27 protein-coding genes are annotated in these 23856 nt (G+C 59.1%); 25 read left to right on the top strand and 2 right to left on the bottom strand.

Translation table 11 applies throughout. The features are described from left to right. The first annotated feature begins 1 nt into the window (after position 1). From acpS to gloA, 17 genes are all read left to right on the top strand, one after another. On the top strand, positions 2–463 hold the full coding sequence (gene acpS, locus HKD28_RS01500; protein ID WP_194266579.1) for a holo-ACP synthase: 462 nt from the start codon (positions 2–4) through the stop codon (positions 461–463). 9 nt (positions 464–472) lie between these two features. Further along, the gene (gene lepB / locus HKD28_RS01495; protein WP_207728808.1) at positions 473–1288 is read left to right on the top strand and encodes a signal peptidase I; all 816 of its coding nucleotides are present in this window, start codon (positions 473–475) and stop codon (positions 1286–1288) included. Continuing rightward, positions 1285–2019, top strand: a complete 735-nt coding sequence (gene rnc, locus HKD28_RS01490) for a ribonuclease III (protein WP_194266578.1) — start codon at positions 1285–1287, stop codon at positions 2017–2019. Before lepB ends, rnc begins: the two co-directional genes overlap by 4 nt. A gap of 25 nt (positions 2020–2044) precedes the next feature. Next, complete coding sequence (gene era / locus HKD28_RS01485) at positions 2045–2932, top strand: GTPase Era (RefSeq protein WP_194266577.1); 888 nt, start codon at positions 2045–2047, stop codon at positions 2930–2932. 114 nt (positions 2933–3046) lie between these two features. Next, positions 3047–3787, top strand: coding sequence for a UMP kinase (gene pyrH, locus HKD28_RS01480; RefSeq protein WP_099285561.1), 741 nt, complete (start codon positions 3047–3049; stop codon positions 3785–3787). A 68-nt stretch (positions 3788–3855) separates the two neighbouring features. Continuing rightward, positions 3856–4422: a ribosome recycling factor gene (frr, locus tag HKD28_RS01475; RefSeq protein ID WP_194261570.1), complete on the top strand. Its 567-nt coding sequence runs from the start codon at positions 3856–3858 to the stop codon at positions 4420–4422. Positions 4423–4523: 101 nt separating this feature from the next. Further along, positions 4524–5198, top strand: coding sequence for a polyprenyl diphosphate synthase (gene uppS, locus HKD28_RS01470; protein WP_194266798.1), 675 nt, complete (start codon positions 4524–4526; stop codon positions 5196–5198). After that, positions 5195–6025 (top strand): phosphatidate cytidylyltransferase, encoded by an 831-nt coding sequence (locus tag HKD28_RS01465; RefSeq protein WP_194266576.1) that lies wholly within the window; start codon positions 5195–5197, stop codon positions 6023–6025. Before uppS ends, HKD28_RS01465 begins: the two co-directional genes overlap by 4 nt. Further along, positions 6018–7244 (top strand): 1-deoxy-D-xylulose-5-phosphate reductoisomerase, encoded by a 1227-nt coding sequence (gene dxr, locus HKD28_RS01460; protein WP_194266575.1) that lies wholly within the window; start codon positions 6018–6020, stop codon positions 7242–7244. Before HKD28_RS01465 ends, dxr begins: the two co-directional genes overlap by 8 nt. Next, positions 7237–8337 carry an RIP metalloprotease RseP gene (gene rseP / locus HKD28_RS01455; RefSeq protein WP_194266574.1) on the top strand — a complete coding sequence of 367 codons (1101 nt, stop codon included), beginning with the start codon at positions 7237–7239 and terminating at the stop codon, positions 8335–8337. Before dxr ends, rseP begins: the two co-directional genes overlap by 8 nt. Positions 8338–8517: 180 nt before the next feature. After that, positions 8518–10938, top strand: a complete 2421-nt coding sequence (bamA, locus tag HKD28_RS01450) for an outer membrane protein assembly factor BamA (RefSeq protein ID WP_194266573.1) — start codon at positions 8518–8520, stop codon at positions 10936–10938. A 53-nt stretch (positions 10939–10991) separates the two neighbouring features. Further along, a complete protein-coding gene (locus HKD28_RS01445; protein WP_194266572.1) occupies positions 10992–11912 on the top strand; it encodes an OmpH family outer membrane protein in 921 nt (306 codons plus the stop codon). Between the two features lie 20 nt (positions 11913–11932). Beyond that, positions 11933–12982 carry a UDP-3-O-(3-hydroxymyristoyl)glucosamine N-acyltransferase gene (lpxD, locus tag HKD28_RS01440; RefSeq protein WP_194266797.1) on the top strand — a complete coding sequence of 350 codons (1050 nt, stop codon included), beginning with the start codon at positions 11933–11935 and terminating at the stop codon, positions 12980–12982. 142 nt (positions 12983–13124) lie between these two features. Further along, positions 13125–13604 (top strand): 3-hydroxyacyl-ACP dehydratase FabZ, encoded by a 480-nt coding sequence (gene fabZ, locus HKD28_RS01435; RefSeq protein WP_086649100.1) that lies wholly within the window; start codon positions 13125–13127, stop codon positions 13602–13604. Positions 13605–13609: 5 nt separating this feature from the next. Continuing rightward, entirely contained in the window at positions 13610–14467 is an 858-nt protein-coding gene (gene lpxA, locus HKD28_RS01430; protein WP_194261672.1) for an acyl-ACP--UDP-N-acetylglucosamine O-acyltransferase, read from the top strand. Positions 14468–14469: 2 nt separating this feature from the next. After that, positions 14470–15312, top strand: coding sequence for an LpxI family protein (locus HKD28_RS01425; protein ID WP_194266571.1), 843 nt, complete (start codon positions 14470–14472; stop codon positions 15310–15312). Further along, positions 15312–15701, top strand: a complete 390-nt coding sequence (gene gloA / locus HKD28_RS01420; RefSeq protein ID WP_194261562.1) for a lactoylglutathione lyase — start codon at positions 15312–15314, stop codon at positions 15699–15701. Before HKD28_RS01425 ends, gloA begins: the two co-directional genes overlap by 1 nt. Here gloA and HKD28_RS01415 read toward each other — a convergent pair. Then, on the bottom strand, positions 15685–15900 hold the full coding sequence (locus tag HKD28_RS01415; RefSeq protein WP_228125349.1) for a hypothetical protein: 216 nt from the start codon (positions 15898–15900) through the stop codon (positions 15685–15687). The genes gloA and HKD28_RS01415 overlap by 17 nt on opposite strands. Before the next feature lie 146 nt (positions 15901–16046). On the opposite strand from HKD28_RS01415, the gene rpmH reads away from it, so the two are divergent. The 6 genes from rpmH (at position 16047) to argB (ending at position 20270) form a co-directional block, all read left to right on the top strand. Continuing rightward, entirely contained in the window at positions 16047–16181 is a 135-nt protein-coding gene (gene rpmH, locus HKD28_RS01410; protein WP_062033507.1) for a 50S ribosomal protein L34, read from the top strand. Positions 16182–16192: 11 nt separating this feature from the next. Next, positions 16193–16594, top strand: a complete 402-nt coding sequence (rnpA, locus tag HKD28_RS01405) for a ribonuclease P protein component (protein WP_194266795.1) — start codon at positions 16193–16195, stop codon at positions 16592–16594. After that, positions 16591–16842, top strand: coding sequence for a membrane protein insertion efficiency factor YidD (gene yidD, locus HKD28_RS01400; RefSeq protein ID WP_194266570.1), 252 nt, complete (start codon positions 16591–16593; stop codon positions 16840–16842). Before rnpA ends, yidD begins: the two co-directional genes overlap by 4 nt. Before the next feature lie 90 nt (positions 16843–16932). Beyond that, positions 16933–18651 (top strand): membrane protein insertase YidC, encoded by a 1719-nt coding sequence (gene yidC / locus HKD28_RS01395; protein WP_194266794.1) that lies wholly within the window; start codon positions 16933–16935, stop codon positions 18649–18651. A gap of 6 nt (positions 18652–18657) precedes the next feature. Continuing rightward, on the top strand, positions 18658–19338 hold the full coding sequence (yihA, locus tag HKD28_RS01390; RefSeq protein ID WP_194261669.1) for a ribosome biogenesis GTP-binding protein YihA/YsxC: 681 nt from the start codon (positions 18658–18660) through the stop codon (positions 19336–19338). After that, on the top strand, positions 19335–20270 hold the full coding sequence (argB, locus tag HKD28_RS01385) for an acetylglutamate kinase (RefSeq protein ID WP_194261559.1): 936 nt from the start codon (positions 19335–19337) through the stop codon (positions 20268–20270). Before yihA ends, argB begins: the two co-directional genes overlap by 4 nt. 29 nt (positions 20271–20299) lie before the next feature. Here argB and HKD28_RS01380 read toward each other — a convergent pair whose 3' ends face one another. Further along, the gene (locus tag HKD28_RS01380) at positions 20300–21631 is read right to left on the bottom strand and encodes a sensor domain-containing diguanylate cyclase (RefSeq protein ID WP_235993236.1); all 1332 of its coding nucleotides are present in this window, start codon (positions 21629–21631) and stop codon (positions 20300–20302) included. A 220-nt stretch (positions 21632–21851) separates the two neighbouring features. Between HKD28_RS01380 and dapD the strand changes: the two genes are divergently transcribed. Beyond that, positions 21852–22682 (top strand): 2,3,4,5-tetrahydropyridine-2,6-dicarboxylate N-succinyltransferase, encoded by an 831-nt coding sequence (dapD, locus tag HKD28_RS01375; RefSeq protein ID WP_194266568.1) that lies wholly within the window; start codon positions 21852–21854, stop codon positions 22680–22682. A gap of 5 nt (positions 22683–22687) precedes the next feature. Then, positions 22688–23833, top strand: coding sequence for a succinyl-diaminopimelate desuccinylase (gene dapE / locus HKD28_RS01370; protein WP_194266567.1), 1146 nt, complete (start codon positions 22688–22690; stop codon positions 23831–23833). Positions 23834–23856: the final 23 nt, after the last annotated feature.

The following is a 23856-nucleotide window of genomic DNA, read 5'->3' as shown; positions in this document are numbered from 1 at the left end:
CATGATCCTCGGAATGGGGACGGATCTGTGCATGATCTCGCGCATTGAGAAAAGCGTCGACCGCTTTGGCGACCGCTTTCTCACCCGCGTTTTCACCGAAGCGGAACGCAGTTATGCCGACCGCCTTTCGGGAGCGGCGCGCATGGGCAGCTACGCCAAGCGTTGGGCCGCCAAGGAAGCCTGCGTCAAAGCACTGGGAACCGGCTTTGCCCATGGCGTCCAGCTTCAGGATATCGGGGTCTGTAATGGCCCGAGTGGTGCTCCTGAATTGCAGCTCTCCGGAAGAGCAAAGGAAGTCCTGCATCAGTTGACGCCTGCGGGACAGAGCGCCCAGCTTCTGGTCAGCCTGACGGATGATCCTCCGTTCGCACTCGCGCAGGTCATCATACAATCTGTTCCGTCGGGGCTGTCTGGACAGTCCGGGCCGATTGAAGCGCTCGCCAACGCCGCCAAGCTGCGTTAAGAGCGTCTGATGATCAAGGAGAACAGACCCGTGCAGGGTTCAGAAAGTACGGGTGACAAGCCCGCACGCCGCGAAGAGACGCTTGGCGAAAGCATCCGTTATTTCTGCGTGCTGTTGCTGGCGGTGTTTGCCGTGCGCTCCCTTGTGGTGGAGCCTTTCAATATCCCTTCCGGTTCGATGATTCCGACACTGCAGATCGGCGATTTCGTTCTGGTCTCGAAGTTCAGCTACGGATATTCCCGCTTTTCCTTTCCGTTTTCGCCAAACGTCTTCAGTGGCCGGATTTTTGGTTCCGAGCCCCATCGTGGCGATGTTGCGGTCTTCCGTTTCACGCGTGATACGTCCGTGGATTACATCAAGCGCATCATCGGTCTGCCCGGCGACCATATCCAGGTCACGGGAGGGCATCTGATTCTCAACGGAATCGAAGTTCCCCGGACGGCGCTTGGTCATTACGAGGTACTCGACGAGAACAACCGCCTCCTCAGTGGTGAGCTCTATCGCGAAAGCCTCCCCGGAAGCGGCGGACGTCCTCCGGTTGAGCATGATATTCTCAAGCTGACGGATGACGGTTTCGCAAACGACACACCGGAATATGTGGTTCCGGAGGGATCGTTCTTCGCCATGGGCGATGACCGTGACGACAGTGCCGACAGCCGTTTTCAGGGTGATGGCCCGGACGATCTCGGGTTCGTGCCCATGCAGAATCTTGTTGGTCGTGCGCCGATCGTCCTGTTTTCAATGGATATGCGCCATCCCGCATGGCAGTTCTGGTACTGGCCGACCGAAATCCGCTGGAACCGCTTCCTGCATCTCGTCACATGAAGCTCTCCTCAACAGACGCCCTAGCGTCGATGCAGTCAGCGCTCGGGCATGATTTTGCAAAGCCTGAACTGCTGAGCGAAGCGCTGACCCACCGGTCTGCCGTGTCCGGCCGTGATCCGCGTCGCGCGCGTCGTAGCCAGCGCCCCAAAGGCACGGGTTCGAACGAGCGTCTTGAGTTCATCGGAGACCGCGTTCTGGGTCTGCTGATGGCGGAATGGCTTTTAGAACGCTATCCGGACGAGCAGGAAGGTGCGCTCGGGCCGCGCCATGCCCATCTGGTGTCCCGCACGGTTCTGGCTGAAATCGCCGATCAGGTCGGGCTTTCCGGCTGCCTCCAGATCTCTCCGCATGAGGAAGATGCCGGGATCCGGCGTCTGTCCAGCATCCGGGCTGATGCGATGGAGGCTCTGCTGGGGGCGCTGTATCTGGATGGCGGTCTGCAACCGGCGCGTCGTGTGGTCCGCCAGTACTGGCAGCACCGGCTCGATACTGCCGACCGGCCGCACAAGGAGCCCAAGACCTTGCTACAGGAATATATGCTGTCGCAGGGTCTGCCGCTTCCGAATTATGAACTCCTGTCTTCGGATGGACCCTCCCATGCGCCCGTTTTCCGTGTCAGTGTGACGACGCTCGGGCAGACGGGAACGGGAGAGGCCGGCAGCAAGAGGCTGGCAGAAACGGCAGCGGCAACCGCCCTGCTGAAACGTCTCGGTCAGAATGTGGCGTCCTGAGATGTCATCAACAAAGGATCAGAACATGACCACGCGCTGCGGTTTCGTGGCTCTCGTCGGGGCTCCGAACGCGGGGAAATCCACCCTGCTCAACCGGATTGCCGGAGCCAAGCTGTCCATCGTCAGCCCCAAGGCGCAGACGACCCGTTTTAGGACGCTGGGCATCGTCATGCAGGAAAACGCCCAGATTATCCTCGTGGATCTGCCGGGTATCTTCAAGCCACGCCGCCGTCTCGACCGGGCCATGGTCAACGCTGCCTGGTCGGGATCGCAGGACGCGGATCTGACGCTGCTTCTGGTGGATGCGAAGTCGGGTCTGCGCGAGGACGTCCGCGAAATCATTGCGAAACTCGCGGAGAGCAAGGGCCGCATCTGGCTCGTTCTTAACAAGACGGACCTCGTGGAGCGTGGCGAACTGCTTCCTCTCACGCAGGAAATCGGCGGTCTGATCAGCGTGGAGCATGTCTTTATGCTGAGCGCGCGTTCGGGCGAGGGCGTGAACGATCTCATGGCCCGTCTGGCGACCGAACTGCCGGAAGGTCCGTTCCTGTATCCTGAAGACGACCTGACCGACCTGCCGGATCGCCTTCTGGCTGCCGAACTGGTTCGTGAGCAGATCTTCATGCAGACGCATGAGGAAATTCCCTATCAGGCCACGGTCGAGACCGAGAGCTTCAAGGAACGTCCCGATGGCTCAGTGCGGATCGAGGTGACGATCTATGTGTCCCGTCCCGGACATAAGGCCATTCTGATTGGCGAGGGCGGTCACAAGATCAAATCCCTCGGGGCACGGGCGCGAATGGAGCTTCAGGAGCTTCTCGACCGCAAGTGCCATCTCTTCCTGAACGTCAAGGAGCGTGCAGGATGGGACGAGGAAAAGGCCCGGCTTCGCGCCATTGGTCTGGACGACTGAAAAACACAGGTGCCGGAGCGTTTGAAATCCGGCATCCTGACATCGCTTGTTCCAATCCCGTTGCGTCTGTATGACGGGCGCAAATCAAGACACCACATCCAGCCGGAGACGGGCATGACGATCGAAAACCCAGAACAGAGCTCCTCCTACAAACGTGTCCTGCTCAAGGTGTCCGGCGAGGCGCTGATGGGCGATGGACCGTCAGGAGTCGATCCCGCGATGGTGGACATGGTTGCCGCCGATATCGCTGAAGTGCGGGCTTCGGGTGTGGAAGTCTGCCTCGTCGTCGGCGGTGGTAACATTTTCCGCGGTCTGGCCGCGGCCGCCAAGGGTATGGATCGTGCTCAGGGTGATTATGCCGGCATGCTGGCAACCGTCATCAATGCGCTGATGCTACAGAATGCGCTGGAGCGCCGTGGCATGGAAACGCGCGTCATGACCGCGATCCAGATGGCCTCGATTGCCGAGCCCTATATCCGTCGTCGCGCCGTGCGCCACATGGAAAAGGGCCGCGTCGTCATTTTCGCCGCCGGTACGGGCAATCCGTTCTTCACAACGGATACGGCGGCCGCCCTGCGTGCCAACGAGATGGAATGCGACGCGCTCTTCAAGGGAACGCAGGTGGATGGTGTTTATTCCGCCGACCCGCGCCGTAATCCGGACGCCCAGCGTTACGACCGCCTGACCTATCTTGAAGTCCTCGCCCGCGATCTGAACGTCATGGACGCTGCGGCCATCAGTCTGGCCCGCGAAAACAGATTGCCCATCGTGGTTTTCAACATGCATGCTCCCGGCTCTTTCAGCGCGGTCATGCGTGGGGAAGGGCGTTTTACCAAGATTATCGAAGCGGACTGATCTTCGCATTTTCAACGAAATCTTCAGGCTTTGTCCTGAGACCAACGTCGAACTGAAAGGAACAGCTCATGCCTGCTGACCTGAATGACCTTCTTGCCGATCTGACCCGCCGTATGGACGGCGCGATCGAAAGTCTGCGCCGGGACCTTTCCGGCCTGCGTTCGGGCCGTGCCAGTCCGAACCTTCTGGAGCCGGTCCGCGTCGAAGCCTACGGGTCCGAGGTGCCGCTGTCACAGGTCGGCTCCATCGCCGTTCCTGAGGCTCGGATGCTGACGGTTTCCGTCTGGGACCGCACGGTCGTGGGCGCCGTCGAACGCGCCATCCGCGACAGTGGTCTCGGCCTCAACCCGTCCACGGACGGCCAGACAGTCCGCGTGCCCATTCCGGCCCTGACCGAAGAGCGTCGTAACGAACTCGCCCGTGCCGCCGCCCGCTATACCGAGAACGGCAAGATTTCCGTCCGTGGCGTACGTCGCGACGGTATGGAGCAGACCAAGGCTCTGGAAAAGAAGAGCGAGATCAGCCAGGACGATATGAAAACCTGGACGGATGCCATCCAGAAGCTGACGGACCAGTACATCAAGAAAGTGGACGATATTTTCGCGGACAAAGAACGCGAGATCAAACAGGTCTGATTGCGCATTTGCCCTTAGGATCTTTTCCCCGCTCTGAAGGTACGGTCTCCTCTCCCGCCGGGGGAGGGGCGAACGCCGTTCCCGTCCATGTCGCTGTGATCATGGATGGAAATGGCCGCTGGGCACGTGCGCGCAGACTCCCGGTCATCGCAGGACACCGTCAGGGTGCGGAATCCGTGCAGAAATGCGTCCGTGCGGCTATCCAGCAGGGTGTGCGGTACCTCACGCTCTATGCATTTTCTTCCGAGAACTGGCGGCGTTCGACGAAAGAAGTCGGGGATCTGACGTCTCTGCTGCGCTTTTATCTGCGCCACAAGATCAACGAACTTCATGCGCAGGGTGTCCGACTGCGGATCATCGGCGAACCGGAGCGGTTCGAAGGCCCTCTGCGTGAAGAGCTTCGTCGCGCTGAAACCCTCACGCTTCACAACACGACGCTGACCCTCACGCTCGCGTTGTCCTATGGAGGACGTGCGGAAATCGTACAGGCCGCCCGCCGTCTCGCTGAAGATGCTGTTGCAGGCCGGATTACACCTGACAGCATCACTGAAAACACGCTTCATGACGCGCTTCAGACAGCCGATATGCCTGATCCCGATCTGGTAATCCGGACCAGTGGCGAATGTCGGCTGTCCAATTTCCTGCTCTGGCAGAGTGCGTATGCCGAGCTGATTTTCATGGACGTGCTCTGGCCCGATTTTGGTGAGTCAGAATTTCTGGATGCCCTGTCACGCTTTGCCGGTCGTCAGCGCAGATTTGGTGGACGTCCCGCATGAGCAGTGCTTCAGCACGCTGGTCCGATCTGAGATTGCGTCTTCTATCGGCCGCGGTCCTCGTGCCGGTTGCGGCTTTCTGCATTTGGCGCGGTGGTCTGGTCTATGATGCCCTGATCCTGCTGGCGATGTTCGGTCTGGTCTGGGAGGGCGAGACGCTTATTCGCCAACCTCTGAAGACGTGGCGTGGCGGTCTGCTGCTCGCCTGGCCCGTAATTGCTGGCCTTGCTGCCCTGAAAGGGGAGTGGAGCGCCGCCTTCTGGATGATCTGGCCCACGCTGCTTTTTGGCTTTCCTGCCAGCGTTCCTGTCATAACTTCCATTGTTGGTGGCCTGTCGCTTTTGTGGCTGCGTCATCTGCCTTTCGGGATGGCCTCCGTTCTTTTCGTTCTGTCTGTCGTGATTGCCAGCGACAGCTTTGCGTATCTGACAGGTCGTGTTTTTGGTGGCCCGAAGCTCGCTCCGTCCATTTCTCCGGGCAAAACCCGCTCCGGCGCGATCGGAGGGCTTCTTGGAGCGTCTCTGGCGGGCGGTCTTGTCGCTTGGCTGGCCGTACCGGGGACGCAGATCGGTGGTCTGATCTGCGGTGCGGTCTTGGGAATTTTTTCCCAAAGCGGGGATCTTCTGGAAAGCGCGGCCAAACGTCGGTTGGGCGTGAAAGATTCAGGACGCCTCATCCCCGGACATGGCGGCCTTCTGGATCGCTTCGACGGTCTTCTCGCAGCGGCTCCTGCGGCGGCCCTGTTATCTCTTGCGGTGGCAACGCAGCCTTTCTGGTCCATCCTTCCTGCACATTTACCTACTTCTTACGGGAGTTCTTCGCATGACTGACGGTTCTGCACGGTCCACACGCCGTCGCATCACAGTGCTGGGCAGCACCGGCAGTATCGGAACCTCCACGGTCGATCTCCTCGCCCGAATTCCGGATGAGATCGAAGTGCGGGCGCTGGTTGGAGGCTGCAACGCGTCGCTTCTGGCAGAACAGGCCCGTCTTTTGAATGCCGAAGTGGCTGTTCTGCATGACGAAAGCCGTCACGACGAACTGAAATCGCTGCTGGCAGGCACTGGCATCCGGACGGCCGCCGGTCGTCAGGCTGTGATCGAAGCGGGGGCCATGGAAGCCGACTGGACCATGGCTGCGATTACGGGTGCTGCGGGTCTGGAGCCCACACTGGCTTCCGTTCGCAACGGACATGCTGTGGCTCTGGCCAACAAGGAAGCGCTCGTTTGCGCGGGCGATGTCATGCTGCGTGCCGTGTCTGAAGCCGGAGCCACCCTTCTGCCCGTCGATTCGGAACATAACGCCATCGCCCAGTCTCTGGGCGGCTGCGATATGGAAACCGTTGAAAAGATTATCCTGACGGCGTCCGGTGGTCCGTTTCGTCAATCGACGCTTGAAGACATGCGTGCAGCCACGCCGGAAAAAGCTCTGAAGCATCCGACATGGTCGATGGGCGCCAAAATCACGATCGATTCGGCGTCCATGGCCAACAAAGGTCTGGAAGTCATTGAAGCTGCACGCCTGTTCGGCCTGACTGAAGACCGGATCGATGTTCTGGTTCATCCGCAGTCTGTCGTGCATGGTCTCGTGCAGTTCCGGGACGGCAGCCTCGTCTCGCAGATGGGCTCTGCCGATATGCGTATTCCCATTGCCCACACGCTCGCCTGGCCCAAGCGGATGGAGACGCCTTGCGGACGTCTGGATCTGGCCGCCTATGGCCGTCTGGAGTTTGAAGCGCCGGATGAAGTGCGGTTTGCCCCGCTTCGCCTTGCCCGGCAGGTTCTGCGGGCAGGCGGTGCGGCCCCAGCCGTGTTCTCTGCTGCCAACGAAATCGCCGTCGAGGCCTTTCTGAACCGCCGTATCGGGTTCCTCGGTATTGGTGAGACGATCGACGCTGCCCTTCAGGCCATGACTGAAAATCCCGAACTCAAAAGTCTGGATGATGTCCTGCACTGGGACGCGCGAGGCCGGGAGCTTGCCGAGGCTCATATCCTGCGAACCAGCGGACATCTGCGAAACCACCTCAGCGAGGCCGCTCTGAATGCATGATCTTCTGCGGACCATTCTGGCCTATGTCCTGATTCTGGGCATTCTCGTTTTCATCCACGAACTCGGGCATTATCTGGCGGCGCGCTGGCGTGGTGTGAAGGTCGATACATTTTCGATCGGCTTCGGCCCCGCACTCTATCGTTGGCATGACAAGTCCGGGACCGAGTGGCGGGTCAGCGCCATTCCTCTGGGCGGTTTCGTCAAGCCGCACGGCTTTGAAGGTCCGGAAGATGCGACCGAAGAACAGAAAGCTGCGTGGATTCCAGGGCGAACATTCCATGACAAACCCGTGGGATCGCGGGCGATCGTCATTCTTATGGGGCCGGTCTTCAATTTCCTCTTCGCCATTCTGGCGTTCACGGTGCTGTTCGCAGTCGTGGGCAAGCCGGAGCTTCATGGCGATATCTCACAGGTTGTCGTGGGAAGTCCTGCGGACCGTGCCGGAATCAAGCCGGGCGACGTGATTACCCGGATTGGAGAGACCCACATCCTCGGCGCCGAGGATGTGATGAACACCGTCTCTTCCCATCCAGGTCAGCAGACAGTTCTCGGGATCCATCGTGGTGCTGAGAATCTCAGTTTACCTGTCACATTTGATACCGTGAAAAATGGGGGTCATGAGATGGGTAGCCTCGGGGTTGCTTTTGCCATTTCCCGCGGACGTCCGGTCTCGCTTCCCTCAGCTTTCATTATGGGCATTGAGGAAACCTGGGACAAATCGATCATGACCTTGCAGGGCGTCTGGCAGATCGTCAGCGGCCAGCGGAGCGCCAAGGAACTGGGAGGTACGATTCGCATCGCACAGCTCTCAGGACAGGTCGCCAGCTACGGTCTGGCCAGCATCATCTCCTTTATGGCCCTGCTTTCGATCAATCTTGGCCTGATCAATCTCTTTCCAATTCCCGTGCTCGATGGGGGGCGTCTGGTCTTTTATGCTTGCGAACTCGTCCGCGGTCGCCCGGTTTCGCGCCGTGTCCAGGAGATCAGCATGCAGGTCGGAATGGCGCTGATCGGCGCTCTTTTCCTCTTTTCGACATTCAACGATCTGACCAACATCGGACTGTTTCACTGGATCTTTCACGCAGTAAGCTAAATATTCTGAAAAGACTTGTGATACAGTTGAACACGTCAGGGCATCTTGCGCGGGGCAGGGGTTATCGGATACCTCGGCCAGTGGCGTAACGTGTCAGTCGCCTGCAAAAAATATGTTACAAGGAAAGCCGGTTTGTCAGGATCACGGTCAAGAGGTTCCCGGTCTTCGAACACGCGTCTGATGCTTCTTGCATCAGCCTGTCTGCTGCCGGTCGTCCTCGGAACAGCTCAGGCGCGTTCCGTTCGTCATCAGGCCCCGGCATCAGCCCCCGGCGGAAACATCATCCAGGCGATCTCGGTCAAGGGAAACACCCGGATCGAGACGAGCACGGTGCTGTCCTACATGGTCGCCCAGCCGGGTGACACGTTCAATCAGGACGACCTCGACCGTTCTCTGAAGACGCTTTACGCCACTGGTCTGTTCAAGGACGTCACGCTGCACCGCGACGGCAACACGCTGCTCGTGGATCTCGTCGAGAACCCGATCGTCAATCGCATCGTTTTCGAAGGCAATCATGCGCTGAAGGACGAGGATCTCCGCAAGGAAATCAGCCTGCGTCCTCGCGCGGTGTTTTCGGCGGAAACCACGGCGGCCGACCGTCAGAAGATCCTGAACCAGTATGCCGGCAAAGCCCGCTTTGGCGCGACTGTCACGCCGCAGATCGTCAAGCTGTCTCATAATCGCGTCGATGTGGTGTTCAACATCAACGAAGCCCAGCAGACGTTGATCAAGAAGATTGTCTTTGTCGGCAATCACGCCTTCAGCGAAGCGCGTCTGGCACAGGTCATCTCGTCCAAAGAATCGATCTGGTACCGCTTCTTCTCGTCTTCGGATGAATACAATCCCGAGCGCATCAAGTACGATGCCGAGCTGCTGCGTCGTTTCTATCTGCATAACGGCTTTGTGGATTTCCACATGGTCGATGCAACGGGTGAGCTTTCTCCCGATCACAAATCTTTTTACATCACCTTCACTGTCCATGAAGGTGACCGGTATCGTCTGGGCAAGATGGACGTCCGTTCCAGCGTGCGCCATGTGACGCCGGAAATGCTCCGCCCGCATATCGAGCTGTTCCAGCACCAGATTTATGACGGCACGGCGATCCAGAACAACACCAAGAACATGCAGGAATGGCTGCAGGCTACGGGTCATCCGTTTGCCATGGTCCGTTCGGAAATCGCCCGGAACCCGGAAAAGCGTGTTGTCGATCTGCTGTTCGATGTGACCGAGGGCCCGCATGTCTATGTCGAGCGCATTGATATCAATGGCAACACCATCACACATGACGACGTAATCCGCCGGAACCTGCCGATGGCGGAAGGGGACCCGTACACCCCGTTCGATCGCAAATATTCCAAGCTGGGTCTTCAGGATCTGGGATATTTCAGCTCCGTTTCCGTTGATCAGACGCAGGGCTCCGCGCCCGACCGCGTCAACGTTTCCGCAAACGTGGTCGAAAAACCGACTGGCGAATTCTCGCTGGGTGGTGGTTATTCGACGGACGTTGGTATCCTTGGTAACGCCTCGATCAAGCAGCACAATCTGCTCGGAACGGGTGTGGATGCCGGTATTTCCGGTACGGTCGCCTATTACGAAAAACAGGCCGACATCTCGATCACGGATCCGTACTTCCTGAACCGCAATCTTGTGGCGGGCGCGGATTTCTACTTCATCCAGAACAACTACCAGACGTATCAGAGCTATAAGGAATCCCAGTACGGCATGAGCCTGCGTCTGGGTTATGCCTATAACCGCTATCTGTCGCAGTCGTGGAACTATACCCTCGTTGATCGTCAGGTCGGTAATTTCTACGATGCTTCTGCGGTTGCTTCTGATCCGAGCCTGATCCAGTGGGTCCCCTCGATCTATGTCCAGCAATCTGCTGGCTGGTCGTTGCTGTCGCAGCTCAGCACGTCCATAACCTATGATCGTCGTGACCAGCGGGCAAAGCCGCACTCCGGTTATATGTTTAAGGTTGGTGGTGACTTTGCGGGTCTAGGCGGTAACTCCAAATATGCCCGCGTTAAGGCTGACGGCGCCTATTACCTGCCGCTTGATGACCTGACCGGAAACCATGACTGGACCTTCCAGTTCAAAGGTGGCGTCGGTTACATGGGAGACTGGAGCTCCAGCGGAAACCGCAACATCATTGATAACTTCTATCTTGGTGGTGAAAACCTGCGAGGCTTCCTTCAGGGTGGTGTTGGGCCGCGTTCAGGCCATCTTAAAATCAACGGCGTTTATATTCCGGCTCAGGGACAGGAAGATCTTCTGGGTGGTCGTTTCATGTATACGGCCTCCGCACAGCTTAACTTCCCGCTGCCCATGGGGGACGATCTCGGGATTTCCGGTCGTGGCTTCATTGATGCCGGTAGTCTCGCGGGTGTGCGCGTCAAGCATCTTTACACGAACCGTACGAATGACGGGGACAACTATACCCCGATCACCGGTGACAATCTGATCCCGCGCGTTTCTGGCGGTCTTGGTGTGTCGTGGAAGAGCCCATTTGGCCTCGTCAACATTGATGGCGCCGTGCCGATCCGTAAAGAACATGGCGACCGTCTGTATCCGCTGCGTTTTGGTTTTGGCCAGCAGTTCTGATCTGCCTAAACCTTTTGCCATCCTGTTTTCCAACCCCTTGCCAAGAGGTGGTCATGACCCTCAATTCCCTGATGCGCACGGTTTCGGCCGGCGCGCTTCTGGCCGCGTCCCTTTTTGTCTCTACTCCGGGCGCCCACGCTCAGGCTGCTAGCGGCAATGGTGGCTGGTTCGTTCCCAAAGCCGCTCATCCTGATGCTCCGCCGCCGCGCCCCGTTCAGCGTCGCGTTCCCGAAGCCGCTCCTGAAGAGGAAGAAGAAGCCGCTCCTTCCGATCAGCAGCAGGCTCCTCCCGTCCTGCCTCTGCCTCCAATCCCGGCTCCTCCGAGCATTGCCAAGGGCGCTCCGCCTCCGGCTGCCATTATCGGTGTGATCAATGTTCAGGCCGTCATGCAGATTTCCAGTGCATGGCAGGAAATCCAGCAGGTTCTGGGTGCGCGTCGGGATCGTCTGGCGCAGGCTGTCCAGCGTGAAGAGGCTGCGTGGCGTGGTGAGCAGCAAAAACTGCAGGCTCAGGCTCGGACCCTGACATCCGACCAGATCCAGCTGCGGGAGCGTCACCTTCAGGAACGTCGCGCCAAGGACCAGCATGATTTCGGCGGTCAGGCCCGGATTATTCAGGAAGCGGCTCAAGTCGCCATGCACCAGATCGAGCGTGAACTGGAGGAGCCCAACGGCATTATCGCTGCCGTTGCCGCTGCGCATAACATGAACCTGATCCTGCATGCCGAGCAGGTCGTGTTGCATGTGGGTGGTCAGGACATTACCGAGGAAGTCGGTGCGCAGCTTAACAAGACGCTGCCGCATGTTTTCATTCCCGACGACGGTGTGGATCCGGAACAACTCGCTCGTTCCGGCAAAATGCCGACAACCGCTGACGAACAGCGGCAGGCTCAAGGGCCACAGGCTCAGGGCGCGCAAGCCCAGCAGGCTCCGGCCTCTGCACCGAGCGAGTCCGTTCTTCGTCAGCATCACTGAAGCGAGTGACCGTGTCTGAGATGACAGCAAACGAGACCCGTCCCGGCGATAGCCGTTTTTTCCAGCGTTCTGGACCTTTTGGTCTGGAACAACTGGCTGAGGCCTCTGGTAGCGAGATCGTTGCGTCAGCCTCAGGCAAAAATGTAGCAGCGTTTCGGGGCGTGGCTCCCCTGCATGTAGCTGGACCTGACGAGGTCAGCTTTCTCGATAATCGTCGGTACCTGCCGCTTCTGGCCGAAACGAAAGCGGGCGCTGTCATTCTGTCGCCTGCGTTTTCCGACAAGCTGCCGCCGGATACGGCTGGATTGGTCTGCAAAGCGCCCTATCTCGCCTGGGCTCGTGTCGCCACGCTGTTCCATCCCAATCCGCAATCTACCGGAATCCGCCATCCGACAGCTTGCATCGCAGATGATGCAGACATTGGCGACAATGTTGAAATCGGTCCCTTTGCCGTTATCGGAAGCGGAGCCCGTATTGGTCGTGACACCATCGTGGCCAGCCATGTCAGCATTGGTCAGAGCGTTGAAATTGGCTCTCGGTGCCGTATCGGTGCGCATGCCGCCATTTCTCATGCGCGTATCGGCGATCGCGTTACGCTCTATCCCGGCGTCCGTATTGGACAGGATGGTTTCGGGTTCGCCGTCGGGCCGGAAGGGTTTGAAACCGTTCCACAGCTCGGTCTGGTTGTTCTCGAAGACGGCGTGGAAGTCGGCGCCAACTCCACGATTGACCGTGGCTCCATGCGGGATACGCTGATCGGTGCAGGCACCCGCATCGATAATCTTGTGCAGATTGGACATAATGCCCGTCTGGGACGGTGCTGCATCGTGGTGTCGCAGGCGGGGATTTCCGGTTCCACGGAACTGGGTGATTTTGTCACTATTGCCGCGCAGGCTGGTCTGATCGGACATATCAAGATTGGTTCCAAGGCCCGGATTGGCGCCCAGTGTGGTGTCATGTCGGACGTGGATGCTGGGGCCGATGTCATTGGCAGCCCTGCCATGCCGTTCCGCGAGTTTTTCCGGAATGTCGCCACCTTGCGGAAGCTTTCTCGCAAAAGCAGTGACTAGCCGCCCTGTGGCGCAGATGGTAACTCCCCCTCAGGTTTGCTAAGGGAAGCCATTCGCGCTGCCATAGAGCAGCAATTGACAGACAACACCGCTTGAAGGGCATGGTGAAACGATGGACCGAGTGGACGCTCCAGCCGAACAGATGACTCCCGCGACAGACGCCGCCGCTGCAGGCCATCAGCTTCCGCAGAGCATCGACATTCTCAAGATCATGCAGTCGATCCCACATCGGTATCCGTTCCTGCTGATCGACAAGATGGTCGAGATCCATGCCGGGCAGTCCGCCATCGGCATCAAGAACGTGACGGTCAACGAGCCGTTCTTTCAGGGGCATTTCCCTTCTCATCCCGTCATGCCGGGCGTCCTCATCGTGGAAGCCATGGCCCAGACCGCAGCTACGCTGGTTGTGATGACTTTGGGGGAAGCCTTTGAAGGTAAGCTGGTCTATTTCATGACGATCGAAAACGCGAAATTCCGCCGCCCTGTTGGCCCCGGAGACCAGCTCCGCATTCATGTGGACAAGGAGCGTTCCCGCGCCAATGTCTGGAAGTTTAAGGGGGTGGCCCGCGTTGATGGCGTGGCCGTGGCCGAAGCGACCTTCAGTGCAATGATCATGGGTTGACGTTGATGCAGATGGCAGGGAAGCGTCCCGAAACCGCCGAAATCCATGCGACCGCTCTCGTTGATCCGCGTGCGCGCATCGGCGAAAACGTGCGCATCGGGCCCTGGTGTCTGGTTGGCCCCAACGTCACGATTGGTGACGGGGTCTGTCTGCACGCATCGGTTATCGTGGACGGCTATACGACCCTGCGTGAAAACGTGGAGGTCTATCCGTTCGTGACGATCGGGCTGGCTCCGCAGGACCTGAAATATGCTGGCGAACCCACACTCTGCGAAGTGGGCGCCAATACGGTCATCCGTGAAAATGTGACGATCCATCGTGGTACGGCGCAGGGTCATGCTCTTACGCGCATCGGCGCGAACTGTTTGATCATGGCCAACTCCCATGTGGCGCATGACTGCGTCATCGGTGACCGTGTCATCATCGTCAACAACGTCGTCATGGGCGGCCATGTTGAGATCGATGATGATGCCAAGGTTATGGGATCGGCAGCATTGCACCAGTTTGTCCGCATCGGGCGCGGGGCTGTCGTCGGTGGCGTCTGCGGTGTGGAAATGGACGTTATTCCTTACGGAAGCGTTCTGGGCAATCGTGCCCGTCTGGTCGGGTTGAACTGGATCGGCCTGAAACGTTCAGGGGTTGGGCCGGAGGAAATGCAGGCCATGCGCCGTGCGTTCCGCACGCTTTATCCGCGTCATGGTGCGACGGAAGCCGTTCTGGAAAGCCGCATCGCTGAAGTCAGGGCGGAATACGGGCATCTTCCGCGCATCGCCGAGATGCTGGACTTCATGGAAGCGCCAAGCCGTCGGGGCCTGACACGTGTTGCGCGTCAGGAAGGGCAGTCCGAAACCGAAGGCGCCTGATCGTGGGCGATCGGGGCTGCATCGGTATTCTGGCTGGTTCGGGACCACTTCCCGCGCAGGTCGCCGCCGCCGCCATTGCCAAGGGTCGCAAGGTTTTCGTCATTGGCTTCCGTGATTTCGCCGATCGTACGCTTCTTGGCCCTTACCCGCACGAGATCATTCGCCTTGCAGCCGCCGGCGACATCCTTGGTGCTCTGAAGAAAAACAACTGCCGCGAACTGGTCCTGATTGGGCCGGTCCGTCGCCCCGCATGGCGGGATCTGCGTCCCGACGCTGAGGGAGCACGCATTCTGGCACGTCTCGGTCGGGCGATTTTTTCCGGCGATGACGGGCTTCTCGGCGCAATCGTCCGTGTCCTTGGCGAAGAGGGCTTTCTTGTCCGGGGCGCGCACGAATTTCTCGAACACGCTACGGGTCGTTCAGGGACATTGGGGCGTGTTTTGCCTGACGCGCAGGCCAGACAGGACATTGCTCGTGGTGTCGATGTCCTCAAAGCGATGGCTGTCCTTGATATCGGTCAGGGATGTGTGGTCCAGAACGGACTTGTTTTGGCGGTCGAGGCTCTGGAGGGCACCGATGCCATGTTGGGTCGTTGCGGGCGCCTGATGCAGGCAGGAAGTGGTGGCGTTCTGGTGAAGATGCCCAAAACCGGACAGGATCTTCGAGCGGATATGCCGACGATCGGGCCGGAGACACTGGAAAACGCAGCCCGGAACGGATTGCGGGGCGTTGCGTTCCAGCCGGGAGTAACGCTCATGACGGACCCTGACGGCTGCGTGAAGCTGGCGGATCGTTACGGGCTGTTTCTGTATGGGCTGACACCGGAAGATCTGAAGGACAAGTGATGAGTACGTTTCTGCATACGATGGTGAGAATCCGGGATATCGACCGGAGTCTGGCATTCTACAAGCTCCTTGGCATGAAGGAGCTTCGTCGCAAGGAAGTCCGGGAAGGGCGCTACACGCTTGTTTTCATCGGATTCGATGATAACGAACACGGTCAGGCCGAAATCGAACTCACCTATAACTGGGATCAGGAATCCGACTACGAGGTCGGAACCGGCTTCGGACATTTTGCGATTGGTGTTCCGGACGTGGCAGCTCTTGTTGAAACAGTCCGTACTGGTGGCGGCAAGGTGACACGGGAAGCCGGTCCGTTGAAATTCGGAACGATCATCATCGCCTTTGTTGAAGACCCCGACGGCTACAAAATCGAGCTTATCGAGAAAAAGTAGAGTTTTTAAGCAGTTTTAGGGCTTTTTCCAGTGCCTCGATGATGGTTTGCGCGTTCTGCTGGACGGTCCCGTCCTTGTGGCTGCTGAGAATATCGGCACAGAGGAGGGCAGGGGCCAGAGCATTGCGCAGGTCGTGGCGAAAGGTGGCGGCGTCCTGAAGCGCTGTGCCAGAAGACGGGTTGTTACTGGACTCGGTCATAGGGTCAAGTTCCTGTAGCTCTGGCATTGACATGAAGGGCCTGCGTGCTTACAAGCCCGGGTCTCAATCACCGGGCGTTTCGTGCGCCCGATCGACGCGGATGTCCAGCAGTTGAGGCGTCCGCCTGGTTTTTAAGGATCAACGTCATGAAGCGCACGTATCAACCCTCCAAGCTGGTTCGCAAGCGTCGTCACGGTTTCCGTACGCGTAGCGAAACCGTCGGCGGCCGCCGCGTACTGGCCAACCGTCGCACCAAGGGTCGCAAGAAGCTCTCCGCCTGAGTTCGACCCAGATCGGTACGACCCATACACCGAGCCGTCTTAAAAAACGGCCGCAGTTTCTGCGTGTAGCCGGGAAAGGGCGCAAGGTCGCCACTCCCGGTATGGTTGTGCAGATCCTGCCGGATGACACAGCGACCGAAACCCGCGTTGGTTTCACGGTCACGAAAAAAGTCGGTAATTCTGTCATCCGTAACCGCACCCGCCGTCGTCTCCGCGAGGCTCTTCGCCTCGTTGCTCGGGAAGACGGTCTGCCTTCCGGCGATTTCGTCCTCATCGGGCGTGACAAGACCCGGGGGCGCGAGTTCTCCCTCCTCAAAGACGATCTGCGGCAGGCCCTTCGCAAAGGTCTGGATGTCAATTTCCGGGAAAAACCTTCTGGAAATCCCAATCATGCCCGGAATCGGACGAAATGATTGCGTCCCTCATCAGGAAAGCCGTCACGGCCCTGATGCTGTCGCTCATTGACGCCTACAAGCTCTTCATCAGTCCATTCATCGGCACCAACTGCCGGTTCGATCCGACATGCAGCACTTACGCGCTGACGGTGATCCGCGAGCATGGCCCCATTCGTGGTGGCTGGCTGGCCATGCGCCGGATCGGGCGCTGCCATCCCTGGTCGGAAGGGGGTACGGATCTGCCTCCAAAGCCACACCGGCATTAAAAACACCCGCCACCTATTGTTTTGGATGCGGTTTTCGGCCACTTGAAGCGCAAGCCCCATTCAGTGAGACGAAAGACCGGCATCCGCCCGATGGACATCAAGCGCATTATTGCGGCCACACTTCTCTCGGCCCTTATCCTGATCGGTTTCGACTATTTCATGCCGAAGCCCCATCAGGACGATCCCCATTCCGTTCCTCATGCGCCCGCTGCGCAGGTTCAGTCCAGCACGCCTGCTGCTACGTCTGCCACATCTGCGGAGACGCAGGTTGCTGCACGACGTATCCCACTATCCGGGCCGGACGTGCAGGGATCCGTCAATCTGAAGGGCGCTGTTCTGGATGATCTGATCCTCACGAAATATCGCGAGACGCTTGCCAAAAACAGCCCGCTCGTGCGGTTGCTGGACAAAGCGGGAAGCGCGCATCCAAATTTCGTTATGATCGGCTGGACGAATGCTCCCGGCTCCAACGCCCATGTGCCGAACCTGAACACGGTCTGGGACAGCGCGGACGAAACGCTGACGCCGGACCATCCGGTGACGCTGCACTGGGATAACGGGCAGGGGCTGGTGTTCTCCATCCAGATCGGGCTGGACGACCATTACATGTTCGCGATCAACCAGACGGTCGAGAACCATTCCGGGCAGCCCGTGGCGCTTGTGCCGTTCCAGCGCGTGCAGCGGGACTATGACGCGCCGGAAGGGGCTTTCACCGCGCATGAAGGTCCGATCGCGGTCGTCGGTGGCCGGATGCAGGACGAGAGCTATAAGAACCTCCGCAAGGGTGCTGACCACCCGGACCATGTCTCCTGGTCTTCGACGGGAACGAGCGGCTGGGATGGTATCAGTGACAAGTTCTGGCTGACGGCCGTGGCACCTGCGGACGGTACGCCCGTTACGGCGAGCTTTGCTTACGTCCCGGGAGCGCCGGCATCTTATCAGGTTGGGATGTCCACACAGGCTCCCCAGCAGATCATGCCGAACGGCTCCATTACCGAGAAAAGCCATGTTTTCGCCGGGGCCAAGGTTCTCAGCCTGTTACAGGCTTATAGCAAACAGCTTGGGATTCCTGATCTGGACAAGGCGATCGACTTCGGCTGGTTCAGCTTCCTGACCCGTCCGCTGCTGACGCTTCTGCACTGGTTGTATCTGCATATCGGCAATTTCGGTCTCGCGCTGATGGCGCTGACGCTGATCGTCAAGATCGTTCTCTTCCCGCTGGCCTCCAAGGCGGCCCAGTCTTCGGCGCGGATGCGTCTGCTGGCACCCAAGGTCAAGGAAATCCGGGAGAAGAACAAGGACGATCCGATGGCCATGAACCAGAAGGTCATGGCGTTGTATCGTGAAGAGAAGGTCAGCCCGGCTAGCGGCTGTCTGCCGATGCTGATCCAGGCTCCGATCTTCTTCTGCCTCTACAAAATTCTGAACATCAGTATTGACGCCCGTCATGCGCCGTTCTTCGGCTGGATCCGCGATCTGTCGATGCCGGACCCGACGAACGTCTTTAACCTGTTCGGACTGCTGCCCTTCGATCCGACGCATTATTCCTCATTTCTGCATGTTAGCATCTGGGGAGCGGCGCTCGGCCTGACGTTCTGGCTGTTGCAGCGTCAGACCAGCTCGACGGCGAGTCTTGATCCGGCACAGGCACGCGTGATGCAGTTCATGCCGTTGGCCTATGTGTTCTTCATGTCCGGCTTCCCGGCCAGCCTTCTGGTCTATTACACATGGAACAACCTGCTGACTGTCGCGCAGCAGATGTTCATCCAGCGCCGGACTGCTCTTCCCGTTCCGGTATCCCGGGCCTGAGACATGATGAAAGAAATACCCGGGCCTCCGACCGAGGCCCAGATCGAGGATGGGCGGCTTCTGTTCGCGGGAGAATGTGAATTCTTCTTCGGCTCGCAGAAGATCGACCAGCTTCCTCCCATCGGTCGACCTGAAGTGGCTTTTGCGGGCCGCTCCAATGTCGGTAAATCGAGCCTCATCAATGCGCTGACGGGGCGTCGTGCGCTGGCACGGGCCTCTTCCGAGCCGGGGCGGACCAAGCAGCTCAACTTCTTCAATCTAGCTGACCGGATATCTCTTGTGGATATGCCGGGCTACGGGTTTGCCAAGGCTGCGAAATCGGTCAAGGAAGACTGGCAGGACATGATGTTCGCCTATCTTCGGGGACGCACCACGTTGGAGCGGGTCATTCTGCTTCTGGATGCGCGGATCGAGCTCAAGGCGTCCGACAAGGATGTCATGGAATTGCTGGATCGTGCTGCCGTGGTGTTCCAGATCGTGCTGACCAAATGCGATCAGGTACGCCCCAAAGCGCTCGCAGCGAAGACCGCTGAAGTCGAAGCGCTGGCGCTCAAGCATGCCGCCGCCTATCCGCGGATCATCTCCACAAGCAGCGAGACCGGTTTCGGGATCGAGGATCTGCGGGCGGAAATCGCCCGTTTTGCCGTGCCACTCGAGACGTCAGGGGAAGGACAGTCCGGATCATGACCAGCAAGACCCACAGCGACAAACTGCCGGATGTGCCTCCGGTTGTGAATGCGGAAGAAGCGCAGGCACAGGCAGCCATCCTGTCGAGTGCCCTGCCGTTCCTGCGGCGTTATGCCGGGGACACGATTGTCGTCAAATATGGCGGCCATGCCATGGGTGAGGGCAAGCTGGCGCATGCGTTCGGTTATGATATCGCTCTGCTCAAGCTGGTCGGGATCAATCCGATCGTGGTTCATGGTGGCGGACCGCAGATCAGCGCAATGCTGGACCGTCTCAAAATCCGCTCCGAATTCATTGACGGCCTTCGGGTTACGGACCAGTCGATGGTTGACGTGATCGAGATGGTTCTGTCAGGCAGCGTCAACAAACAGGTCGCCGAACTGATTAACCGGGCTGGCGCACTGGCTGTCGGTATTTCCGGCAAGGATGGTGGTCTGCTGCAGGCGCGCCGCCTGACACGGACAAAGCGCGATCCGGACAGTGAGATCGAAAAGGTCATTGATCTTGGTTTCGTCGGGCAGCCGGAAAAGATTGATCCGCGGGTCCTCTATGCGCTGCTCGGGGCCGGGCTGATCCCTGTGATTGCTCCGGTTGGCGTGGGTGCGGACGGCGAAACCTATAACATCAACGCCGATACGGCAGCGGGTGCGATTGCCGGTGCGGTCCATGCCTCGCGTCTGCTGATGCTGACGGATGTTCCGGGTGTGCTGGATGAGAACGGCAAGCTTATTGAGGAACTGAGCGCGGAAGAGGCCCTGCGCCGGATTGCAGATGGTTCGATTTCGGGAGGCATGATTCCGAAGGTCGAAACCTGCCTTGAAGCCGTTCGTCAGGGGGCTAAGGCGGCTGTCATTCTTGACGGCCGTGTGCCGCATAGCTGTCTTCTGGAGCTTTTCACACGGGCAGGCCCGGGAACGCTCATCAAGGCATAAGCGGCCTGACGTTTAAATTGGCCTGGAGATTATGGCGCTTCGTGTGAGAAGCGCCATTTTCTGTTTTCGGCCAGTCCTTCCTGTAAAGCCAGCATCCCGCGCTCCAGCAGGCTTTCCGGCGTTTCCTCAGCATTGGCCTCACGGGAGACGAGCCCGAGTTGTAGTGGAAGATGAACGGGAGGGTCGATCAGGATGGGAATGCCGTGCGCCGTCATGCGTTCGGCCCGTTCGGCCGCTGCGAAACGATCGCCGCCATCCATCCAGAGCCCGAAAATATTATTACTGATGCGGCCTATTGCGTCCGTGGGACGAACCGCTTTGCGGAGCAGTGCGACGCATTGCCTGAGGGCTTCTTCGCCTGCTTCAAACCCCCGTGTTTTTGAGAGTTCCGTCAGGCCGGGAACGCGCGCGATGATCAGGGTGGCGGGCATAACCTCCTGATCCAGGCGGCGGGTGCGGCGGTCTATTTCCGCTTTCAAACCCTGCCAGTTCAGCAGATTGGAGGAAACATCATAGTCGGAATCGAGCAGGATCCGGCGATGAATGCTGTCCAGTTCCCAAAAACCAGCCAGCAGGGAACAGACGGCCTGACAGAGTTGTTGTTCCGGCAGTGACCATGAGGTCGCGCGCCAGACAACCAGACACATCTGTTCGAGACTGCGGATGTTTTCGCGACAGATCATGGCATAGCGGGTACCAGCTCTGAAAACGATTGTCCCTGTCTGTGCGGGAGTGGCGGAGAGAACGGCCTGAATGTCGTCTGTCAGACTTGAGGAACTGAACAGAAGTGTTTCGGGAGCTGCCGTATCCAGCAGGGCGCCCTCGGCGGCGAGTGGCTCCAGCAGAGCCTCCATGGCGGAAGCAGCGGCCAGTCGGGGTACGATCGCCTTGCGCAAAGCTGTCGTCACGGCAGCAAGGATGGCGATTCCATCGTGTTCGGGAACAGGGACGGATTCGTTTGTAAGGCTGGAAAGGGGCGCGGAAACGGCTGTGAGTGTGCCGCGTGTTCCTGTAATGCGTCCTTCGCTGTCATGAAATGGGCAGGAAGACAAGATCGCGGTCAGAGGCGGCCCTTGCGGGGGCGTGATGGAAGCGGGCGTGCCCGTATGGGGCTGAAGAATATCTACAGAATCGCATAATGCGCTGAAAGGATGCCCGATCAGAGGAGTGGTCGGCTGCCCGAGCCATGTGTCCGGGGAAATGAGAATGATCCGACCGCGGCTGTCTGTCTCGAAGACCAGATCTACCGCCTGATAAAGCAGGGAGCGCCATCGTTCGCGGCTTTCCAGCGTGGACGCCAGCATGTTCCGCAGATCCTGCTGCGTTTTGCCTGCCGCAGATGGATTCACGAACTGGGACATCAAGGAACGTATATCAGGCAAGAGTGACATATCCCGCAGAAAGCTCTAGGTCGGGCCAGCCAGTCAAAGCCCCTCGCTTTCATAAGCTTGACGGATTAAGGATTCATGAACAACGCGCGAATGTGTGTAAGGTGAACTCCGGGGTAAAGATCCGTTGACATGCACCGTCGGGAACCGCATGGTCCGGCGGATTTTCTGCTTTTCTGACCGGAACGACCTGATGCCGAATGCACCCCTTCGTACTGCCATCGAAGCCCTGTGGGAGCGTCGTACGACTCTCAGCGCCCGTACGGAAGGCGAAGACCGCGACGTCGTGGAAAAAGCCCTGTCCGGGCTTGATGCCGGAACCCTGCGTGTCGCCGAGCCTTCCGAAAACGGCTGGGTCGTTCACGAATGGCTGAAGAAAGCCGTTCTTTTGTCGTTCCGTCTGAACGACAGCCGCGTCATGGAACGCGGTTGCGGTGGTGAGCCGGCCTTCGACAAGGTTCCACTGAAGTTTGACGGCTGGGACCAGTTCCGTTTCGCAGAAGCCGGTTTCCGCGCCGTTCCAGGTGCGATCGTGCGCCGCTCCGCCTTCATCGCACCGAATGTGGTGCTGATGCCGAGTTTCGTAAACGTAGGCGCACGCGTCGATAGTGGCACGATGATCGACACCTGGGCCACAGTCGGCTCCTGTGCCCAGATCGGCAAGAACTGCCACATCAGCGGTGGTGCGGGGATCGGCGGCGTTCTGGAGCCGTTGCAGGCTGCTCCGGTTATCATCGAGGACGACTGCTTCATCGGTGCACGCTCTGAAGTCGCCGAAGGAGTCGTGGTCGAGAAGGGTTCCGTCCTGTCCATGGGCGTGTTCCTTGGTGCGTCCACCAAGATTGTGGACCGTGCGACAGGTGAGATTTTCATGGGCCGCGTCCCGGCCTATTCCGTCGTCATTCCGGGTACGCTGCCGCCGAAAGAGCCGAGCATGCCGTCTTTGGCCTGCGCGGTGATCGTCAAGCGCGTGGATGAGCGGACGCGCTCCAAGACCTCCATCAACGATCTTTTGCGCGACTGAGTGTCGTGAGCGGATCACACCTGCCGACAGATCCCGTGACACTGGCGCGGGATCTGCTGCGTTGCCCGTCCGTGACCCCGGCCGATGGGGGCGCACAGGCGCTTCTGGCAGGTGTGCTGGAAGGGATGGGTTTTGAGACAGTCCATCTTCCTTTCGGCCCTGCTGAGGCGCCGACGCCCAATCTGTATGCGCGGCTGGGGTCGGGACATCCCGCGCTCTGTTTTGCAGGCCATACCGATGTCGTGCCTCCCGGCGAAGGCTGGGCGCATGATCCGTTTGCGGCCGTGGTTCAGGACGATCGGCTTTATGGGCGCGGCATTGCGGACATGAAGGGCGGCGTGGCCTGTTTCGTGGCTGCCGTAGCCCGGCGTCTGGAGCAGGGGCCGCTGAACGGCTCCATCTCCCTGCTGATTACGGGAGATGAGGAGGGCCCCGCGCATTTCGGGACGAAGCCAGTCATCGAATGGCTGGCGGAACGCAAAGAGCTTCCGGATTTCTGTCTGCTGGGTGAACCCACGAATCCCGAGGTTCTGGGCGATGTCATCAAGATCGGCCGACGTGGCAGCATGAATGCCGTCGTGACTATTCATGGCATTCAGGGGCATGTGGCGTATCCGCATCTGGCGGATAACCCGGTTCATCGTCTTCTGGCAGCTTTTTCCGAACTGACGGCGCGTGAGCTGGACGCGGGCAGCAAATGGTTTGGTCCGTCTTTGCTTCAGGTCACGAGCATAGACGTCGGCAATCCCGCGACCAATGTTATTCCGGCACAGGCCATCGGGCGGCTGAACATTCGTTTCAATGACCTTCACACGGGGGCTGAACTGACCGCGTGGATCGAGGATGTCGTCCGGTGTCACGCGCCTTCAGCAGAGGTGCAGGTGTCCATCAGTGGCGAGGCTTTTCTGACGCAGCCCGGAGAGGCCGTAACGTGTCTTTCGGATGCCGTGCGTCATGTGACGGGTCGTACACCTCGGCTCGATACTGGCGGCGGCACGTCCGATGCGCGCTTCATTTCGCGCTACTGCGCGGTTGCGGAATTCGGTCTCGTAGGGGCGACCATGCACAAACGGGACGAGCATGTGGAGCTTGAAACTCTGGAGGATCTGACGCGGATCTATCTGGCGTTTATGGAAGGATACGGGCTGTGAATTCCGGACGGCAGGGTTCGTTT

Origin of the sequence: Gluconobacter cadivus, from assembly GCF_015244745.1 — a bacterium.
GTDB classification, from domain to species: Bacteria; Pseudomonadota; Alphaproteobacteria; order Acetobacterales; family Acetobacteraceae; genus Gluconobacter; species Gluconobacter cadivus.
Note: the sequence above shows the minus strand (reverse complement) of the source record. Positions and strands in the feature narration are given on the sequence as shown.

Bases quoted from the DNA above. Each gene is read 5' to 3' on its own strand.
- acpS (WP_194266579.1), top strand. From the start codon at position 2: ATGATCCTCGGAATGGGGACGGATCTGTGCATGATCTCGCGCATTGAG.
- lepB (WP_207728808.1), top strand. From the start codon at position 473: ATGATCAAGGAGAACAGACCCGTGCAGGGTTCAGAAAGTACGGGTGAC.
- rnc (WP_194266578.1), top strand. From the start codon at position 1,285: ATGAAGCTCTCCTCAACAGACGCCCTAGCGTCGATGCAGTCAGCGCTC.
- era (WP_194266577.1), top strand. From the start codon at position 2,045: ATGACCACGCGCTGCGGTTTCGTGGCTCTCGTCGGGGCTCCGAACGCG.
- pyrH (WP_099285561.1), top strand. From the start codon at position 3,047: ATGACGATCGAAAACCCAGAACAGAGCTCCTCCTACAAACGTGTCCTG.
- frr (WP_194261570.1), top strand. From the start codon at position 3,856: ATGCCTGCTGACCTGAATGACCTTCTTGCCGATCTGACCCGCCGTATG.
- uppS (WP_194266798.1), top strand. From the start codon at position 4,524: ATGGATGGAAATGGCCGCTGGGCACGTGCGCGCAGACTCCCGGTCATC.
- HKD28_RS01465 (WP_194266576.1), top strand. From the start codon at position 5,195: ATGAGCAGTGCTTCAGCACGCTGGTCCGATCTGAGATTGCGTCTTCTA.
- dxr (WP_194266575.1), top strand. From the start codon at position 6,018: ATGACTGACGGTTCTGCACGGTCCACACGCCGTCGCATCACAGTGCTG.
- rseP (WP_194266574.1), top strand. From the start codon at position 7,237: ATGCATGATCTTCTGCGGACCATTCTGGCCTATGTCCTGATTCTGGGC.
- bamA (WP_194266573.1), top strand. From the start codon at position 8,518: ATGCTTCTTGCATCAGCCTGTCTGCTGCCGGTCGTCCTCGGAACAGCT.
- HKD28_RS01445 (WP_194266572.1), top strand. From the start codon at position 10,992: ATGACCCTCAATTCCCTGATGCGCACGGTTTCGGCCGGCGCGCTTCTG.
- lpxD (WP_194266797.1), top strand. From the start codon at position 11,933: ATGACAGCAAACGAGACCCGTCCCGGCGATAGCCGTTTTTTCCAGCGT.
- fabZ (WP_086649100.1), top strand. From the start codon at position 13,125: ATGACTCCCGCGACAGACGCCGCCGCTGCAGGCCATCAGCTTCCGCAG.
- lpxA (WP_194261672.1), top strand. From the start codon at position 13,610: ATGCAGATGGCAGGGAAGCGTCCCGAAACCGCCGAAATCCATGCGACC.
- gloA (WP_194261562.1), top strand. From the start codon at position 15,312: ATGAGTACGTTTCTGCATACGATGGTGAGAATCCGGGATATCGACCGG.
- HKD28_RS01415 (WP_228125349.1), bottom strand. From the start codon at position 15,900: ATGACCGAGTCCAGTAACAACCCGTCTTCTGGCACAGCGCTTCAGGAC.
- rpmH (WP_062033507.1), top strand. From the start codon at position 16,047: ATGAAGCGCACGTATCAACCCTCCAAGCTGGTTCGCAAGCGTCGTCAC.
- yidD (WP_194266570.1), top strand. From the start codon at position 16,591: ATGATTGCGTCCCTCATCAGGAAAGCCGTCACGGCCCTGATGCTGTCG.
- yidC (WP_194266794.1), top strand. From the start codon at position 16,933: ATGGACATCAAGCGCATTATTGCGGCCACACTTCTCTCGGCCCTTATC.
- yihA (WP_194261669.1), top strand. From the start codon at position 18,658: ATGAAAGAAATACCCGGGCCTCCGACCGAGGCCCAGATCGAGGATGGG.
- argB (WP_194261559.1), top strand. From the start codon at position 19,335: ATGACCAGCAAGACCCACAGCGACAAACTGCCGGATGTGCCTCCGGTT.
- HKD28_RS01380 (WP_235993236.1), bottom strand. From the start codon at position 21,631: ATGTCCCAGTTCGTGAATCCATCTGCGGCAGGCAAAACGCAGCAGGAT.
- dapD (WP_194266568.1), top strand. From the start codon at position 21,852: ATGCCGAATGCACCCCTTCGTACTGCCATCGAAGCCCTGTGGGAGCGT.